At 33.5% G+C, this 16,987-nt stretch carries 19 protein-coding genes and 1 pseudogene; 13 read left to right on the top strand and 7 right to left on the bottom strand.

Translation table 11 applies throughout. The annotated features are described in order from the left end of the window. Nucleotides 1-8: 8 nt before the first annotated feature. Together CWO92_RS05425 and CWO92_RS05420 are read right to left on the bottom strand one after the other, a co-directional pair. Nucleotides 9-224 (bottom strand): helix-turn-helix transcriptional regulator, encoded by a 216-nt coding sequence (locus CWO92_RS05425; protein WP_199256889.1) that lies wholly within the window; start codon nucleotides 222-224, stop codon nucleotides 9-11. 271 nt (nucleotides 225-495) lie between these two features. Beyond that, entirely contained in the window at nucleotides 496-750 is a 255-nt protein-coding gene (locus CWO92_RS05420; protein ID WP_101353189.1) for a DNA alkylation repair protein, read from the bottom strand. Between the two features lie 410 nt (nucleotides 751-1,160). Here CWO92_RS05420 and CWO92_RS05415 point away from each other — a divergent pair, with 410 nt between their 5' ends. After that, the gene (locus tag CWO92_RS05415) at nucleotides 1,161-1,838 is read left to right on the top strand and encodes a CAP domain-containing protein (protein ID WP_101353188.1); all 678 of its coding nucleotides are present in this window, start codon (nucleotides 1,161-1,163) and stop codon (nucleotides 1,836-1,838) included. Between the two features lie 43 nt (nucleotides 1,839-1,881). Here CWO92_RS05415 and CWO92_RS05410 read toward each other — a convergent pair whose 3' ends face one another. Next, nucleotides 1,882-3,246, bottom strand: coding sequence for an MATE family efflux transporter (locus CWO92_RS05410; protein ID WP_101353504.1), 1,365 nt, complete (start codon nucleotides 3,244-3,246; stop codon nucleotides 1,882-1,884). A 122-nt stretch (nucleotides 3,247-3,368) separates the two neighbouring features. Between CWO92_RS05410 and CWO92_RS05405 the strand changes: the two genes are divergently transcribed. After that, complete coding sequence (locus CWO92_RS05405; protein WP_101353187.1) at nucleotides 3,369-3,512, top strand: DUF2639 domain-containing protein; 144 nt, start codon at nucleotides 3,369-3,371, stop codon at nucleotides 3,510-3,512. 109 nt (nucleotides 3,513-3,621) lie between these two features. Continuing rightward, a complete protein-coding gene (locus CWO92_RS05400; RefSeq protein ID WP_101353186.1) occupies nucleotides 3,622-3,939 on the top strand; it encodes an IS3 family transposase in 318 nt (105 codons plus the stop codon). A 397-nt stretch (nucleotides 3,940-4,336) separates the two neighbouring features. Here the strand turns inward: CWO92_RS05400 and CWO92_RS05395 are convergent, their stop codons facing one another. The 3 genes from CWO92_RS05395 to CWO92_RS05385 all read right to left on the bottom strand — a co-directional run bounded on the left by CWO92_RS05395 (nucleotide 4,337) and on the right by CWO92_RS05385 (nucleotide 6,659). Beyond that, a complete protein-coding gene (locus tag CWO92_RS05395) occupies nucleotides 4,337-4,897 on the bottom strand; it encodes a GNAT family N-acetyltransferase (protein WP_101353185.1) in 561 nt (186 codons plus the stop codon). A gap of 368 nt (nucleotides 4,898-5,265) precedes the next feature. Continuing rightward, nucleotides 5,266-5,862: an undecaprenyl phosphate transporter UptA gene (gene uptA / locus CWO92_RS05390; RefSeq protein ID WP_101353184.1), complete on the bottom strand. Its 597-nt coding sequence runs from the start codon at nucleotides 5,860-5,862 to the stop codon at nucleotides 5,266-5,268. A gap of 14 nt (nucleotides 5,863-5,876) precedes the next feature. Then, nucleotides 5,877-6,659, bottom strand: a complete 783-nt coding sequence (locus CWO92_RS05385) for an undecaprenyl-diphosphate phosphatase (protein WP_165786625.1) — start codon at nucleotides 6,657-6,659, stop codon at nucleotides 5,877-5,879. A gap of 165 nt (nucleotides 6,660-6,824) precedes the next feature. Here CWO92_RS05385 and CWO92_RS05380 point away from each other — a divergent pair, with 165 nt between their 5' ends. The 6 genes from CWO92_RS05380 to dapF all read left to right on the top strand — a co-directional run bounded on the left by CWO92_RS05380 (nucleotide 6,825) and on the right by dapF (nucleotide 12,339). Beyond that, nucleotides 6,825-7,148, top strand: coding sequence for a DUF4870 domain-containing protein (locus tag CWO92_RS05380; protein ID WP_199256890.1), 324 nt, complete (start codon nucleotides 6,825-6,827; stop codon nucleotides 7,146-7,148). Nucleotides 7,149-7,286: 138 nt separating this feature from the next. Beyond that, nucleotides 7,287-8,051, top strand: a complete 765-nt coding sequence (locus CWO92_RS05375) for a hypothetical protein (RefSeq protein WP_101353181.1) — start codon at nucleotides 7,287-7,289, stop codon at nucleotides 8,049-8,051. A 79-nt stretch (nucleotides 8,052-8,130) separates the two neighbouring features. Then, nucleotides 8,131-8,457 (top strand): four-helix bundle copper-binding protein, encoded by a 327-nt coding sequence (locus tag CWO92_RS05370; protein WP_101353180.1) that lies wholly within the window; start codon nucleotides 8,131-8,133, stop codon nucleotides 8,455-8,457. Between the two features lie 113 nt (nucleotides 8,458-8,570). Continuing rightward, nucleotides 8,571-9,854, top strand: coding sequence for an NCS2 family permease (locus CWO92_RS05365; RefSeq protein ID WP_101353179.1), 1,284 nt, complete (start codon nucleotides 8,571-8,573; stop codon nucleotides 9,852-9,854). 145 nt (nucleotides 9,855-9,999) lie between these two features. Beyond that, nucleotides 10,000-11,241: an EAL and HDOD domain-containing protein gene (locus tag CWO92_RS05360; RefSeq protein WP_101353178.1), complete on the top strand. Its 1,242-nt coding sequence runs from the start codon at nucleotides 10,000-10,002 to the stop codon at nucleotides 11,239-11,241. 108 nt (nucleotides 11,242-11,349) lie between these two features. After that, nucleotides 11,350-12,339 (top strand): diaminopimelate epimerase, encoded by a 990-nt coding sequence (gene dapF, locus CWO92_RS05355; RefSeq protein WP_101353177.1) that lies wholly within the window; start codon nucleotides 11,350-11,352, stop codon nucleotides 12,337-12,339. A 26-nt stretch (nucleotides 12,340-12,365) separates the two neighbouring features. On the opposite strand, the gene CWO92_RS05350 is transcribed toward dapF, so the two are convergent. Next, entirely contained in the window at nucleotides 12,366-14,195 is a 1,830-nt protein-coding gene (locus CWO92_RS05350; protein WP_101353176.1) for a DNA ligase D, read from the bottom strand. Nucleotides 14,196-14,317: 122 nt separating this feature from the next. Between CWO92_RS05350 and ku the strand changes: the two genes are divergently transcribed. The 4 genes and pseudogenes from ku to CWO92_RS05330 all read left to right on the top strand — a co-directional run bounded on the left by ku (nucleotide 14,318) and on the right by CWO92_RS05330 (nucleotide 16,885). Then, complete coding sequence (gene ku, locus CWO92_RS05345; protein WP_101353175.1) at nucleotides 14,318-15,151, top strand: non-homologous end joining protein Ku; 834 nt, start codon at nucleotides 14,318-14,320, stop codon at nucleotides 15,149-15,151. Nucleotides 15,152-15,231: 80 nt separating this feature from the next. Next, complete coding sequence (locus CWO92_RS05340) at nucleotides 15,232-15,879, top strand: phosphatase PAP2 family protein (protein WP_101353174.1); 648 nt, start codon at nucleotides 15,232-15,234, stop codon at nucleotides 15,877-15,879. Nucleotides 15,880-16,016: 137 nt separating this feature from the next. After that, nucleotides 16,017-16,106: pseudogene (locus CWO92_RS25925) on the top strand (YjcZ family sporulation protein); the annotation flags it as partial. Nucleotides 16,107-16,684: 578 nt separating this feature from the next. Further along, on the top strand, nucleotides 16,685-16,885 hold the full coding sequence (locus CWO92_RS05330; protein WP_055739531.1) for a cold-shock protein: 201 nt from the start codon (nucleotides 16,685-16,687) through the stop codon (nucleotides 16,883-16,885). Nucleotides 16,886-16,987: the final 102 nt, after the last annotated feature.

Here is a 16,987-nt window from a genome sequence, read left to right as displayed (position 1 = left end):
CACCTCTCCTAGTCTTCAAAAATAAATACTTCTTCAATTGTTTTTCCAAAGGTTTTCGCAATTCTATAGGCGAGCAAAAGCGAAGGGGTGTAATTTCCTTTTTCAATAGAAATTATTGTTTGCCTACTAACGCCTACTTTGTCAGCGAGATCTTTTTGAGTCATTTTATGTTCCGCCCTTAATATATGAATTCGGCTTGACAATAAGGGTTTATTTACATCCACAAAAATTAAGTCCCCTTTCAAGTGAGCTTACTAAAAGGGTAAAGTATATTTAACAAAATGTCAAGTTTATTTTACATTTGGTGTTAGACTAATACTTTCTTAAAAAAATAGAAAAAAGTGCGAAAATATTGGTTCCATTTTTTTATTATGTAATGTAATGCAATGAAGTTTATAAAGAGACACTCTTATTTTTTATATCGATTTCTTTTTCTTCAATAAAGGAAATGATAATAAAAAGCCCGATTATATCGGGCCATAGTATTTCTAAATATTAGTATGTTTGTGCAGTGTTTTCACCAAATTTAAGGAATGTCCTTTCATCCTCAATAAGTCCGCATGCTGCACATTGAACACGGTATTCAGGTCCTTTATACGGAATATGAAATGGATTAACCGCATTATTATCATATTCTTCAACTATATCTCCTGACCTGGGATCCATTTTTACCGCTTGAGGTACTTGCTGTATAATATTGAACCTGGACCGATTTGTTTTGCAATTAGGACAACAGTATGGACCATGCATTTTATCTACCTCCTACATGATAGGTTCTAGATATAGTTTTCCACACTTTTCTCATTATATGTAAATGTGAAATCTATACTTTAGCGCTGATAAAAGGATGAAAATTTAGATAAAAAGAAGAGAATATTGAAATACTATTGAAAAAAAAGTTATATGTAGTGTCATTTAAAAAAACTGTCAAGCCTATTTTTTATAATAATTAATGGATGTATAACCTTTATATTACTAAAATTACTTTTATTCCTATATCATCTGTTAGTCTCGATATCAGGTATAGTAGGATTTATTAGACCGATATTAAAATATGATTCATACATTAATATAATGGTAGATTTCCCCTCAAATATTACAAAAATCATATGGTAAGATTTTTGTGTGATAGATTTTCACTATGTGAGGAGGAAATTTCGATGATGAAACCACTAATTATAACAGCAACTGCCTTAGCATTATTAGCAGGACCAATGCTCCATCATAAAGCTGATGCGGCAGAAGTAAAAACGAATGAAGTTAAATATGAATTTAAAACAACTAATATCCAAGACTTACAGGCTTGGTTAAACACTATTAAGAAACAGTACAATGTAAATTCTACACAAAATCATGCTCAATCTGTAAAGCAGCCAACTCAAAATGTACAAAAAGTTAAAAATACGAATACTAACAAAAAATCAAATAAGACAACTAGTACTAATCAAACAAACTATCAATTAAGTGCGTATGAAAAGAAAGTAGTTGACTTAACAAATCAAGAGCGAAAAAAGAATGGACTTCCTGCTTTAAAAATCAACACAACATTAAGTAAGATGGCACATACAAAGGCAAATGATATGGCAGTTAACCACTATTTTGATCATACAAGTCCTACTTATGGATCACCGTTTGATATGATGAAAAAATTCGGTATTACGTACCGGGCAGCGGGAGAAAATATTGCCATGGGTCAAAAAACACCTCAGGAAGTAGTAAATGGATGGATGAATTCTCCAGGTCACCGTGCAAATATTCTTAATAAAAATTACACGGCAATTGGTGTAGGATTTGTTGCAAACGGAAATTATTGGACACAAGAATTCATTGGAAATTAAATGATATACAAAAGACCATGGTATGCTCCATGGTCTTTACGTTTTATTGTAATCCTATTCTAGTTTTTCCTTTTTTTCTCAGTACATAAAATAATCGTAAGGATAGGGTAATAGCACCTACTGCTAGCCCTGTGATAAGACCGAGCCAATATCCGTATGGCCCAAAGTTTGTATAGTTTGCAATGACATACCCAAAAGGCAATCCTATTATCCAATAAGAAATGAAAGCCATAATAAAGGTAACGTTAACATCCTTATATCCTCTAAGTGCTCCTTGGACAGGTGCTTGGATGGCATCTGACAATTGAAAAAATACTGCATATAATAAGAAATGAGTCGTTAAAGCAATAACCTTTATATCATTGCTATATACTTTAGCGACGAGCTCATTGTTTGTAAGTAATAGTATTCCTAATATAAATGCCATTACAACCGCAATACTAATACCGAGTTTACTGTACTGTCGAGCATCATCGAATCGTTCTGCGCCAACTTCATACCCGATAACGATGGTCATTGCCATTGAAATGCTTAATGGAATCATATATAAAAGCGAAGAGAAATTAATCGCAATTTGATGTGCTGCAATAATATTTGTACCATATTTCGCCATAACTAATGTAACAGCCGCAAAAATACTGGTTTCAAAGAATGTGGAGAGACCAATTGGGATTCCTAACACAAAAATTTCTTTCCATTTTTTAAAAGATACCGGATACCATTTTTTAAAAATCATAAAACTTGAGAATGGTTTTTGAAAATGGATTACAGCGAATGCTATAAACATTATGAGCCAGTATGTAATAGCCGATGCGACACCAGAACCAACTCCACCAAGCTTAGGCATGCCTGCATTTCCGAAAATAAATAAAAAATTCAATGCAACATTGATGGGAAGAGAGAGCAACGTGATAATCATCGTAACTCTTGTCATTCCTAATGCATCCATAAAGGATCTTAAAACATTATAAATAAATAAAGGAATAATGCCGAAAGAAAGAGCTACTAAATAATACTTTGCCACATTTCTAACATGAGCTTCTAAATTCATTTGCTGTAATATAGGTTTAAGTGCAAAGCTTCCGATAACTAAAATGATAATGGCAAGGAATATAGCAGCGTAAATACCCTGAATAACAGAAAAGGCGACATCCTTATTTTTCTTGCCACCAACAAGATGAGCAATTATTGGTGTGATAGAAAGTAAAATGCCACTAAGTCCAGTAAAGACTGGAACCCACAAAGACGAGCCGATTGCAACACCTGCAAGATCAGTCTTCGAATACTTACCTGACATCATCGTGTCAAAGAAATTCATAGAGTACATAGCTAATTGCGTGAAAAGAATCGGTATAAGAATGGTTATTAATTGGATAAGCTTTCCTTTTGTCGTAAATGTCTGTTTCATCGTTTGTACCTCATATAAAATGAATTTATCCATTATAACATAATCATTTGCAAATGTAAGTAATATATTTTTTTCTTGCTCATATAGTGATATTGGACAAGCTAATGAGGAGGAGATAGGGGATGGCATACAAATATTCAAAAGGCTGGTATGTTCAAGAATTAAAACAAATGGGTGTGCGTTACCACCCTGTTGAACGAAAAAAGCTAGAGAAATACAAAACATGGGTAATTAGAAATCTTTATAATGAAAAAGTAAATAAATAAAAACTCGCCAATTAATGAACTGTACCAAAATTGTTAGACACAAAACTAAACAATTTTGGTGCAGTTTTTTTATGGCAAATTTAGATATAAAAAAGTTGAATGCCTTAGTTTGAGAGCAGCAAAAATTACAACAAAACTCAAAACGCAAGTAATTTTTGAACTAAGGAATGAATATAGAAGCGCTGAGCTGATCAAGATGGCGCGTATCAAAAGAAACACATATTATTATTGGACAAAACATATGGATTGCCCCGATAAATATACAAAGGTGAAAGAAGTAATACAAGAAATATATCCTCAACATAAAGGTCATTATAAGACACCGAAGAATAAAAAAGAGCTTGATAAAAAAGGATTGATTCTTGACCCAAAGACTGTCCTTAAGCTAATGAACCAGAGGGGGATTTTAAGTGCCAGGTCTGAATGAAGAAATAAAAGTCCTATCGCGGAAATGTAGGGAGAGTTGCGCCTAATGTTCTAAATAGGGATTTCCATGCCAACAGACCTAAACGGAAATGGGTAACAGATGTTACAGAATTCAGCCATTTTGGGCAAAAACTCTATCTACCTCCTATTCTTGATTTGTTCAATAGTGAGGTCATCTCTTATATCGCCCCACTTTTGATTTAGTAAGGAGATATGCTTGAACAAGCTTTAGGGGTTTTAAATCCAGAGGATGAGTTAATCTTTCATTCAGATCAAGTATGTATAAAGAAAAAGTTAAAAGACCTGAGTCCAGTAAAATGCCGGACTCAGGTCTAATATGCTGTTTAAAATATATATTTGTCTAACTCTTTTGGTTCACTTCACTAACAGGCGAGTTTTTATGCTTCTAATGCTTGTTCTTCTTGTAATTCATCATTTCTCATTAAATAAAGGGAGTATTGGTCCTTAGATATTTCATATAAATCGTAAATATATTCTTTATCATTTAATTGATTGAATATACATTTTCTCGTTTCATTTGCTTTGACTACATATGGAAGTTTTTCAGCTGCCCTTAGGGAGCGTACATTCTCTTTTCGGATACGCATAAAAATAGTCTCAATCCCTAATTCATAAAATAATTCCTGAAAGAAATCATTTTTAGCGAGCTGATTATAGCCTTTTCCGTGATATGGTTTGCCAATCCATGTTCCTAAAAAACCTGCATTGTCTTTTATATCAAATAAATTAATCGTTCCTATCGGGCTTCCCCATTCATCTAAAATTGTTCTGGAAATTAATTCTCCACGTTCTTCTGCCTCAATCGTCTGCTTAGTTAAAAAAAGGAATTCATCATGTGAATATGCTTTGTGGCGAACGAAAGGGAAGACATCAGGGTGCGTCATAAGTTCAAATAAACAAGAATTTTCTTGCCCGTTTAGATCTCGTTTCTTGAGCATCGATATCCCTCCAAAGAGGGCAGTCCTCCTAAAGAAGTGAAGACCCACCCTCGAAATTTTTTAAAATTGCCTAAAAAATTTCGGGGTGGGAATCGAACCCACTAGAACCAGTCTAAACGTTAGCTGGTGGCGCACCATTTGCCTTCCCTAATTGATGTAAAACATCAAAAAGTTATATTTTACTTTTAAATACCTTAAAGAATGATTCTTAAGGTAATTATCTACTTTGAAAAAACTCCTTTTGCTTTAACATAGTTAATGAAACATAATAAATTTTTACTTTCTTTTTGTATATTACAATAAAACTTCTCAAATGAAAATAGGATAAATATTAATATTTTATGACCAATTTTTACTAACCTCGACATTTATTTTTTTTTACTTTTTGCGTAATGAATCAAAAAATACAAACTTAATATAATTATGGCAATAATAATAATAGGTTTTATGTAATCACCCGCAACATCGCTAATTTGTTCCCAATGATTATTTAATTGAATACCAAGCAATAAAAAAAGGATTGTCCAAGGGAGCATTGCAGTAGTTGTGTAAAGGATAAATTGGGAAAATTTCATTTTCGCTATTCCTGCTGGAATAGAAATCGCGTGACGAACAATGGGTATAAATCTTGCGGTGAAAATCACAATAGTACCATATTTTTGAAACCATCTTTCCGATGCGTCTAAATGCTTTTTCTTAATTAATAAGAACTTTCCATATTTCTCAAAGAAAGGTCTGCCGCCATAGTATCCAAGCCAGTATAAAAATACTTGTGCTATGGTCCCGCCAACTATTCCAGCAATCGTGGCACTAATAAAAGATAGCTCCCCTTTTGCAATTAAAAAGCCGCCATAAGCAAGTACAAGTTCACTCGGGATCACTTCTATCATTAAGGCAAGTGCAATTCCGAAAAATCCGAGGTTTCCTAACTGTTCCAATGCATTTACAATCCATTCATGATTCATCTTTCTCAACTCCACTAAAAAATTCCAATAGTCTGGAGAGCAATGATACCAAAACCTAGAAACCATACATAATAGGCAAATATTTTTAGAGATTTCTTTTTCAGATAGTTAATCATTCCCACAATTGCAATATAACCGAATATAGCAGATGCAATCGTTCCAAACAGAAGACTCATGAGAGTGATACTTTCTGCTTGTCCAGTGAAAATATCTTTCCCCTGTAAAATGATGCCCCCAAAAATAGCTGGAGTGGATAATAAGAAAGAAAAATAAGCAGCCGTTTCTCTGTCCAATTTTCGCAACAGACCTGCTGCAATCGTTAACCCAGATCTGGACAGGGCTGGGAAAATTGCGGCAGCTTGAAATGTTCCAATTACTAGGGCATCTGAATAACTAATATTTTCGAGTTTCTTATGACCTTGTTTCTTGGCACTCTCGGCCCACCATAAAATGCAACCTGTTGCTAAAAATTCCCATCCGATGGTACTTCCTGATTTGGAGATGGAATCAAAAAAATCTTTAAATAAAAATCCTGCAATAACGGCTGGGATTGTTCCAACAATCATGATTTTGGTAAGTTTACTAAAAGGGTGTCTTATAATATGAAAGAGATCATCCTTATAAACAACTAGAACTGCGAGTAAGGTACCAACATGGAGCATCGTATCTAAGAATAGGCCTGCTTCATCCAAGCCAAATAGATGCCGGCCGATAAATAAGTGTCCCGTACTTGAAATGGGCAGAAATTCTGTAAGTCCTTGAATGATTCCTAAGATAAAAGCTTGTATATTCGACAGCATATCCATACTCCTTCAATGAAAAATTTCCTAAAAGGACAACATATTAAATGATATGCAAAACATGTTTGAGGATGTCCAAAAAAAGAAAAGAATAAATTATGTATCTTTTTTCTTTCCTCATCGTATATGCTATAGAGATGATTAGATTCAGGGGGAATGAAAATGGCATCTAAAGATGAAAGGCTTTTGGCAACATTAATTTATATTTCAAGTTTTTTTACTGTTTTTATCGGACCGTTAATTATTTGGCTGCTTAAGAAAGAGGAGTCCGCATTCATTGATTATCATGGTAAGGAATATTTCAACTTTCTTATTTCTTATTCTATTTATAGTCTAATCAGTCTATTGCTCGTGATTATTTTAATTGGTGGAATATTACTAGGCATTATTGGCATTCTTGTTTTCCTCTTTACGATAATTGCAGCAGTAAAATCATACGAAGGAGAACGGTACCAAATTCCATTGGTTATTCGCTTCCTAAGATAAAAAAATCCTCTAATTAATAGAGGTTTTTTTATGTTCAGGATGATATCGTTTTCATTATATTAAATTAAAAATCTGGAATCATGAAAAGATAGATAGAAACATATACTAGAGAGAATCTACAAATAGGGTGAATTAGACATGAATATAAAAGAATATTATTCCGTTATGTCAAGGATCTATTTAAATCAGGTTATTCTAGTTGGATTATTTTTAATAGGATGTTTATTTTTATTTGGCTCAGTAGGGTTTCCCTTTTTATTTAAATGGATTACAACAGGGGTAATCATGCTATTAGTCTATTTTTTTGTTAGATATGCATACTTCAGTTTCAGAGGGGATCACCTTAGAGACATATCAAAAGATAGAAAATTGAAGATTATAAATTCTAATGAACAAATGATGCTGTTTTTACCTGCCCCTAGTCTAAGTATTAAATTTTTTAAAAGTAATGGGATATGTGAGTATGAGATCAAGGAAGAAAAAATAAATCTACGGAAATGGTACTCTCCAATTAAAATAGGAAGAAACGAATCAAAGTTCTACCAATTTAAGAAAAGAGATGGATTGGTAATGGCTAAGATGAAAGTATTGCATCGCCAAGGAAATATTGAAATAACTACTCTTACGAATCTGAAATCCATCATTCAATTAAAAGAAAGAAAAAGAAATAAACTAACGTTCGATGCAGATGGAGATAGGATACTTATTCATGTATCAGCACATAAGATGGTGGTAACAAAAAATAATAAAACGATTGCAATAATTGAAAATGGTTGGATGCCGATAAAATGGCAACGATATTTTTCCCCAAATACACCTATACTTTCTTTTAAAGAGGAAGTAATTGAGACCGATCAAATTATCATTTATGGTCTGCTTATTTTGATATTTAATAATCAATAACAAAGTGGCAAATTACGTATGAAATGATAACAAAGGCTTCATAATAACTCATATACTTATTGAGTTGGAGGATTCGCTAATGAATGCAAACTACAAAGCATGTCTAGAAGCCGGTTTTAATTGTCTTGAAGCATGTAATATTTGTTTTCATGCTTGTTTAAAAGAAGAACATCCTGAAAAGCTGACAAAAAGTATTGAACTGACTAGAGAATGTGCAGATTTTTGCAGTTTGGCTATCGCTGCCATGCAAAGGAGCAGTATTTTTGTGAAAGATATTTGTGGCGTCTGTGCTAACATTTGTGAACTATGTGGAAATGAATGCAAGAAACATGATCATGAACATTGTCAAAAATGTGCAGAAATTTGTTTTCAATGTGCTGAAGAATGCAGGAAATTATCTGCTTGAATGTAAATCTTATTGTAAAGTTCAGATTATTTTATTATAATGTAAACCTGTGGCTTACATGTATATCACATGGAAAGCGGGATGGGAGAGGGACAATTTAATAAGGTAAAAAAATGAAAAAGCTTCGATTGTTTAATATGATGGAACATAAGACAACTATTCGCCAAGAAATGATCGCTGGTGTTATTGGCTTCCTTACTGTGCTATATATTATTGCGGTTAATTCTATGATATTATCCGAGGCTGGGATACCATTTCAAGGCGCAGTAATCGCGACAATATTAGTTTCCTTTATAGGGTGCTTATTAATGGGATTTTGGGCAAATGCGCCAATTATTTTAGTTCCTGGCATGGGAATAAATGCGTTATTTACATACACCATTGTCCAATCAAAGGGATTTACATGGCAGGAAGCACTAGGAATTGTCTTTGTGTCAGGGATTATTTTCATCATAATTACCATTACAAAACTTGCGAAATTGTTGAATACGGCTATTCCGCAGGTTTTAAAGGATGCTATTTCGATAGGACTTGGATTGTTTCTCATGCTCATCGGACTAGAAAAGGGAGGCATTGTTGTTAGAGGTGGCTCATCCCTTATTGCTTTAGGGGACTTAAGCGATATTAAAGTCTTGGCAACTATTATTACGTTTATGGTTACCATCATATTATATTTACGGAATGTAAAAGGTCATTTTTTGATTAGTATATTGTTTGGTACTATGTTAGGCTTTTTATTCGGACTTATTCCGCATCATCATAATGGGGCATTTTCCCTAGGTGAATATCGTTTGGTTTTTGCAGAATTATCGTTCCATAAAATACAGTCATTTTCGTTTTGGGTTTCGGTTTTTTCTTTAACTATGGTTCTAGTATTTGAGACCATTGGTCTTGCACATAGCCAAACAAGTCTTTCGGGAAGTCCGGAGAAGTTTAAACGCGTTTTACAGTCCAATGGAATTTCAGCTATGTTATCAGGTGTTTTTGGCTCTAGCCCTACAGTTGCTGCAGTGGAATCGACTGCTGCTATTCAGTCCGGTGGAAGAACAGGTCTTACATCTATCATCGCTGGATGTCTATTCCTTAGTTCTATTTTGTTTATTCCATATTTGAAATGGATACCAGATAATGCTATTGCGCCTATACTAATTATAATTGGCGGTTTGATGACATTAAATATTCGGACGATGGACTTAAAGGATTTTTCAGAGGCTTTCCCTGCTATTTTAATCATTGTAATGATACCATTTACTTATAGTATTGCAGATGGAATTGCAATTGGATTTATCTTATATCCTTTACTAAAGGTCTCGATGGGTAAAGCCAGGGAAGTATCCTTGCCACTATATGTGATTTCCTGTTTGTTTTTAATAAATTTCATTTTGCAGAGTTTATAGTTTTTTATCAGAGTAATCCTTAGGGATTGCTCTCTTTTATAATAGATAAAGAAACTAGTATACTATAGACTTGTGGACTACTCGTTTGGTAATCTAAATAATAGAAACATATAATTAAGAGGTATGGTAAGTTAGGAGCGTAATGATGGAAGTTTATGTTGCTCGTCAGCCAATATTCAATATAAAAGAAGATGTTTGCGGATACGAATTGCTGTATCGGCAAAATAATATAAATGAATTTCCAAATGTTGATGGAGATCAGGCTACTGCGGAAGTTATAATCAATAGTTTTCTAAATATAGGAATCGATGATTTATCATGTGGTTTACCATGTTTTATTAATTTTACTGAAAACCTTCTGAAGAAAAAAGTTCCTACATATTTTAGACCGCAAGAAATCGTTGTTGAAATTCTTGAAAACGTTACCCTGTCACAAGAGCTTCTAGAAATATGTAAAGAATTAAAAAGCTTAGGCTATAAAATTGCACTGGATGATTTTATTTTTCAACATCAAAACTTTTATGCCAAACAAATACTAGAATATGTAGATATTGTAAAAATTGATTATTTGAATACTTCAAAGTCTGAAAGAAGGAATTTAGAAAAAGTCGTGAAGGCATTTAATATTGAATTGTTAGCGGAAAAAGTGGAAACAAGGGAACAATTTGAAGAAGCAAAGCGAGGAAATTACAGCTATTTTCAAGGTTATTTTTTCAGCAAGCCAATCATAGTTTCTACTCAAGACATTCCCGCTTCTTTTGGTTCCTATTTTCAAATTATCAATTATTTGACAGCGGCTGATCCGAGCATCGATCAAATAGCTAAATTAATAGAGCAGGATCTTTCCTTGTCTTATAAATTATTAAAGCTTATTAATTCACCAGCATATAGACCAAAACATAAAATACATTCTATACGCCAAGCGATTGTTTTATTAGGGCTGATTGAAATTAAAAGATGGATTTATGTACTAGCAATTAGAGAAAATACAGGATATCGAAAGTATATGCCCGAAGAAGTCTTAAGGCTATGTTTAACAAGAGCAAAAATGTGTGAAATGATTGCATTAAAGCAACCAAATCAATTGCTGGCTTCCAGCTATTTTTTAGTAGGTATGTTTTCTTTAATGGATACTATTTTATCAGTTCCGATGGAAAAAATACTAAGCAAACTATCACTTGGAGACGAAATTAGTGACGCGTTAAATGGGAAGTTTAATCATATGCGTTTAGTTTTGGAGTTGACGGTTGCAATAGAGAAGGCTGAGTGGGACAAAGTAGACATTTATGTGAAGGAGTTAGGAATGTCACAACAACTCCTTTTTTCTATCTATAAGGATGCATGCAATTGGACGGAATTAGTTATAGCGGAAGACTTATCAACATAATTTTAGCGTTTTTTCATTGATTATAGGTAAAGTTTGTGGCAATGTTATATTAAAATAAATAATAATAGCAAGTAGTTTGTAGCGGGGAACAAAATGGAGGTTTCAATAGTGAATATTCAACTTATCAAGTGCCACGGATCGAATAATGATTTTATATTAATTGATGAAATAACCAATTTTTATTCATTTACAGACCTTGATCGTGAAAATATAGCTCTCGCATTGTGCGACCGAAATTCTTCTTTAGGTGCGGATGGGATACTTTTTGTAATGAAAAGTGAAGTTGCTGATGCAAAGATGAGAATTTTTAATGCTGATGGCTCTGAGGCTTCTATGTGCGGAAATGGATTAAGATGCGCTGGACGTTATCTTTGTGAGCTATTACAAAAGGATGAACTAATAGTAGAAACCTTAAAAGTCAACTTGCATGTCAAAAAGGCTGAACCGATCTTTCAACAGATTCCAACCTATCAGGTAGAAATATCTCCAGTACTTTTTCAATTAGATCAACTTCCAATGAATCTACCGAGAGAAACGTTATTTAACGAAAAAGTTTCTGAGCTCTCTCAAGATTTATTGTTTTCTGCTGTAGCTGTTCCAAATCCGCATCTTATTACTTATGTAGATGCGGAAGTTATTCGTAGTAATGTACAAAAAAACATTGCAGAATATGTAAATGGACCTAATGATTTATTTCCGGATGGGGTTAATGTCAGCTTTGTTCACTTTATGCAGAAGGATAGGATCTACGTACGGACATATGAACGAGGTGTCGGATTTACCAATGCGTGCGGTACTGCAATGTCAGCTTCTTCTTTAATTTCATGTTTACTTGAACTAAATGAATTTGAAAAAGGAATTGAAGTCTTTACTAATGGTGGAAAGGTTCGTTGTGTTGTTCATAAGAATAAGGAAGAGTATAAGATTGATCTAATTGGTAATGCTACGTATTTATATAATGCAGAGATTAGTATTGATCTTAAACATCCTGAAAACTTTTCTGTTGTTCAAAAAACAGATACAGCAGAGCAAGTAGGATATGAACAGCTAGAGGCTCATGTTAAAGAGATAATTGATCCAGTAATATTTTCATCCTGAACCGGCAGAGAAAACTGCCGGTTTTTTTAATGTTGCTTCTTTAAAAATTGTAAGACAGGGTCAAATGGTTGGATTTTTTTTGTTTCAAAAAAGGATGCAAAAGGACATTCTATTTCATTTATACGTTGCAAAACACTCTCTAAGGTAAATAACTCTGGATTTAATCCTTCGTGTATTTCCTCCCAATAGAGTGGGGTTGCAACCAATGCTTCTTTATTTCCTCGCATCGAATAAGGTGCGATGATTGTTTTTCCTTCTGCATGTTGAACAAAATCAATATATAAACGATTGTTTCGATGTTTTTTCAATCTTTCTATTGTAAATAAATTGGGTTCCTTAGTGATAAGAAATTGAGCTATAAACTCTGTAAATGCTCGTGTTTCTTCCCATGAATAGGTTTCTTCCGGCAACGGCAAATATATTTGCAAGCCTTTATTGCCAGACGTTTTTACAAAGCTTATTAAATCTAACTGATCGAATATTTCTTTCATCATTAGAGCTGCTTTTACAGCCAAGCGAAATTCGTTTCTAGACGGGGGATCAAGATCAAAAACAATTTCACTGACAAATTTGCTCTTATTTACGTGAAAGGGAATATGAAATTCAATGGCCAATTGATTTGCAAGCCACATCAATGTTCTTAAATCATTGCAAACAATATATTCAATTCCTTCATGACGAAATGTTTCAATGAAAGAAGGTGCATAATCTGGACAGTTCTTTTGGTAAAAAGGTTCATCAAAAATACCGTGCGGAAAACGAATGACAGTTAAAGAACGATTTTTTAGAAAAGGCAGCATTAAAGGAGAAACTTTCCGCATATAACAGACAAAATCCAATTTTGAAATTTCGTTTTCCCAAAGCGGTTTATCAGGATGAGTTATTTCTATTTCTTTTGGAATAGCTGTTCTATTAAGGATAAATTGTTCGTATGTGCAGTCCTCGGGAGAAAGATCAAAACGAAACCGATGAAAATGAGGTTCCCTTAAACTTTCTTCATACCATTCTAAATATTGGACTTCAATACAGATAGATGGGTGAATTTTCAATAAACCCTTATTATTTTCATATGCGTTTTCCTTAATCACCTGGTTAAGAGCTTGTTTCTGATCCGGAGAAATGCTAAATAAAAATAAGCCTAAAGGAATAATATTGTCTTTATCAAATACTCCAATATGATAGTAGCCATTATTGGAGTCGAAAGCTGTTATAAAACAACTTACTTTTTTCCAATTTTTGATTTTTACCCAGGTTTCTGTTCTCTTTCCAATTTCCCATTTGCTTTCCAGTAATTTAGCAACAATACCTTCACTATCAAAGGTAAACGCTTTTTCTAATATAACATCTAATTTTTTTTCAAATGGAACTAATTGCAGCAATTCAGGCTCTCCGTTTGACGGGCGAAGAGGGAAATTCATTTGTTCAAATATAGTTTGAAGTTTGCTTTTTCTATCCATAAATGGGATGTTCATCATACTATTTCCCTTAATTTTTAAAAGATCAAAAACCAAATAGCGCGCAGGTCTTAGATAAGCTTTTTCAAGAATCCTCTCTTTGGATCGCATACGTCCGCGAATTTGTAATTGTCCGAAATTGGCCTTATTAGGATTTTCTAAAATTACTAATTCCCCATCTAGTGTAATTGGAAGGTAATCTTTTATTTTTTCCCTTTGAGAAAGGAGGAATTCCTTTATTTCAGGGAATTGTGGGAGTAAATCAACCTCATTACGACTCCATAAATATAGATTTTTTTCATTCCACTCCAACATAGCCCGAAAACCATCATATTTAATTTCAAAAGCCCAATTACCATTAGATGGAAGAGTGGATTTTAAGGTTGGAAGCATTGGTTTCAAAGCAAATATCCCCCTTTTTAAATAGTATTCCCTGTTTCATTGTTTTTTTCCAAAACTTTTAACGAATGAAATAACCTATTGAACAAACATTAAAAGTAAGAAGAAAAAGGGAGGGAGCTTTTATGCATACGATATGGAAAGGAAGTATTAGCTTTGGGCTAGTAAATATCCCAATAAAATTACATGCAGCAACAGAAGATAAGGACATTAAGTTAAGATCCCTTCATAAAAAATGCCACACTCCAATTAAATATGAAAAAATGTGTCCGGTATGTGAAGAGGAATTATCTATGGGAGATATTGTAAAAGGGTATGAAATTGCAAAAGGAAAATTTGTTATCTTAGAGGAAGAAGAGTTAAATGAACTAAAAAGAACAACGGAAGAAAAAGCAGTAGAAATTATCGATTTTATCAAAATGGAAGAGATAGATCCTATTTATTATGATCGAAGTTACTATATGTCGCCGAATGAAGGAGGAATAAAGGCATATGGTTTACTTCGTAAAGCACTTATTGAATCAAAAAAAGCTGGGCTTGCTAAAATTGTCATGAGGTCGAAGGAACAGTTAGCTGTTATACGTGTATTAGAAAACACTCTATTAATGGAAACGATTCACTTTCCGGATGAGGTGAGAAATGCAGCAGATGTCCCTAATGTTCCTGCGGAAGATCAGGTGTCAAAGAAAGAAATTGATACTGCCATTCTCCTTATAGATCAACTGACAACGACATTTGAACCAGAAAAATATACGGATGAATACAGATCAAAACTAATGGAATTAATCGAGTCTAAAAGAACTGGCAAAGAACTTGTTACACCTAAGGAGAAAAAACAAGCTGCAAATGTTACCGATTTAATGGCAGCACTACAGGCATCCATAGACAAAACAAAAGGAACAACAGAGGAGAAACCAAAGCCAAAACGGAGAACAACAAGAACGAAAAAAGCTCAATAAACAAAAAGATAAACAAAATAAAAAGACAATTCATCATGCAATTGTCTTTTTATGTTAGGATGAAGTATAGAGGTGAAAGCATGAAAAAACGAAAAATTTGGGTAGGAATAATTCTTCTTTTTTTGCTGGTGATATTCTCATGGCTATTTTTGCTTATAGCTAATAATTTTGATGGATCACAAATTCGTCATTTTGACCGGAGAATTATTGATTTAATTCAAGGTAATGTATCTAGTGAATTAACAACCATTATGCTATGGATTACATTTTTTGGATCTGTTAAGGGAGTAGCACTTATTACATTTATCGTTTGTGTTATTTTATACATAACCCGTCACCGCTTATTAGGGATGTACTTAGCTATAACCGTTGCATTAGGTGCAGGGGGATTCAATCATATATTGAAATTAATGTTTAAGCGGGCAAGACCTGATATTCAACCAATTATTGCGGAAAGTGGCTACAGCTTTCCGAGCGGACATTCAATGGGATCGATGATTTTATATGGAAGCTTAGCATTCGTTCTTTTTAAAGCTTATAATCGGATGTGGGCAAAAATTCTCGGTGTGATAATCGGAATTGTCCTTGTTCTGATTATTGGAATAAGCAGAATTTATCTAGGAGTCCATTATCCTAGTGATGTAATTGGGGGATATTTGGCTGGCGCATTTTGGATTTTGATTTGTATGATTGCCTTTCATTATTTTGAAGGCAGAGGTAAACGATAAGTTTTATAGGGGTTGAATTCCATAGACTTGTACTTAGATTAGACTTTGGTTCAATATAGCCCAATTTCATTATTTTACACGACAAACAACCTCCTTTTGAATACAGTATAAGTGACTATAAAAAAGGAGGTAATTCTATGGATGGCGCAGTAGGTGGTTATGCAGGCGGATTTGCGTTTATCGTAGTGCTGTTTATTCTGTTAATCATTGTAGGTGCCGCCTATATTGGCGGAGGATATGGTGGTTACGGTTATGGATATGGCGGTTGGGGAGGATTCTGGTAAAAAACTATTAATCTCTTCTTGGAAGTGTGAAAAAATTAAATATTTATTGTTAAGATAAATGGCGTCTATCTTAGATGGATGCCATTTATGTTTGAAATACGATAAGAAAAAATAAATGATTATTTTACATAATATACAAGGCTTTATTGTTTTTATCTTGCAATTTACCGATAAATGTTATATTATAAGAGAGAAATTATAAGTTTACAGTTATTGCGAGGATTTCCTTTTCCGCTTAAGATAATATCAATTCAACTGGCGCGATCAGCGGAGTCGCAAGGACGAAAGAGAGGTAGGGCTTTCGTTGTTTTGGAAACATCTAATTTGTTTTACTGAATAAAATTTTTACCTCAGTTCAAAATATATTTTCATTTTGATTCGTTCAAAATTATGGAGTTTTTGATTCACATGTTATAAAGAGTAACTACTTTTTGGTGTGGATACTCTTTATAATATGTGAATTTTTATTTACTGCGTAAATATGAGTAACATATTAAAAAATTTTTGGAGGTTGTCTATACATGACACAAGGTACAGTAAAATGGTTTAACAGCGAAAAAGGATTTGGATTCATTGAAGTAGAAGGCGGAAACGACGTATTCGTACATTTCAGTGCAATCACTGGCGAAGGCTTCAAAACATTAGAAGAAGGTCAACGAGTAGAGTTCAATATCGTTGAAGGTCAACGTGGACCACAAGCAGATAACGTTGTAAAACTTTAATTTTAAAATCAAAGCTGCCATTTATGGCGGCTTTTTTATTTATTATGAAACTATAAAGATTCTTTTGAGGGCACAGAATGAATCTTTCATATAGGTAGCTAA

This window comes from Heyndrickxia camelliae (assembly GCF_002844575.1).
Classification (GTDB): Bacteria; Bacillota; Bacilli; order Bacillales; family Bacillaceae_C; genus Margalitia; species Margalitia camelliae.
Note: the sequence above shows the minus strand (reverse complement) of the source record. Positions and strands in the feature narration are given on the sequence as shown.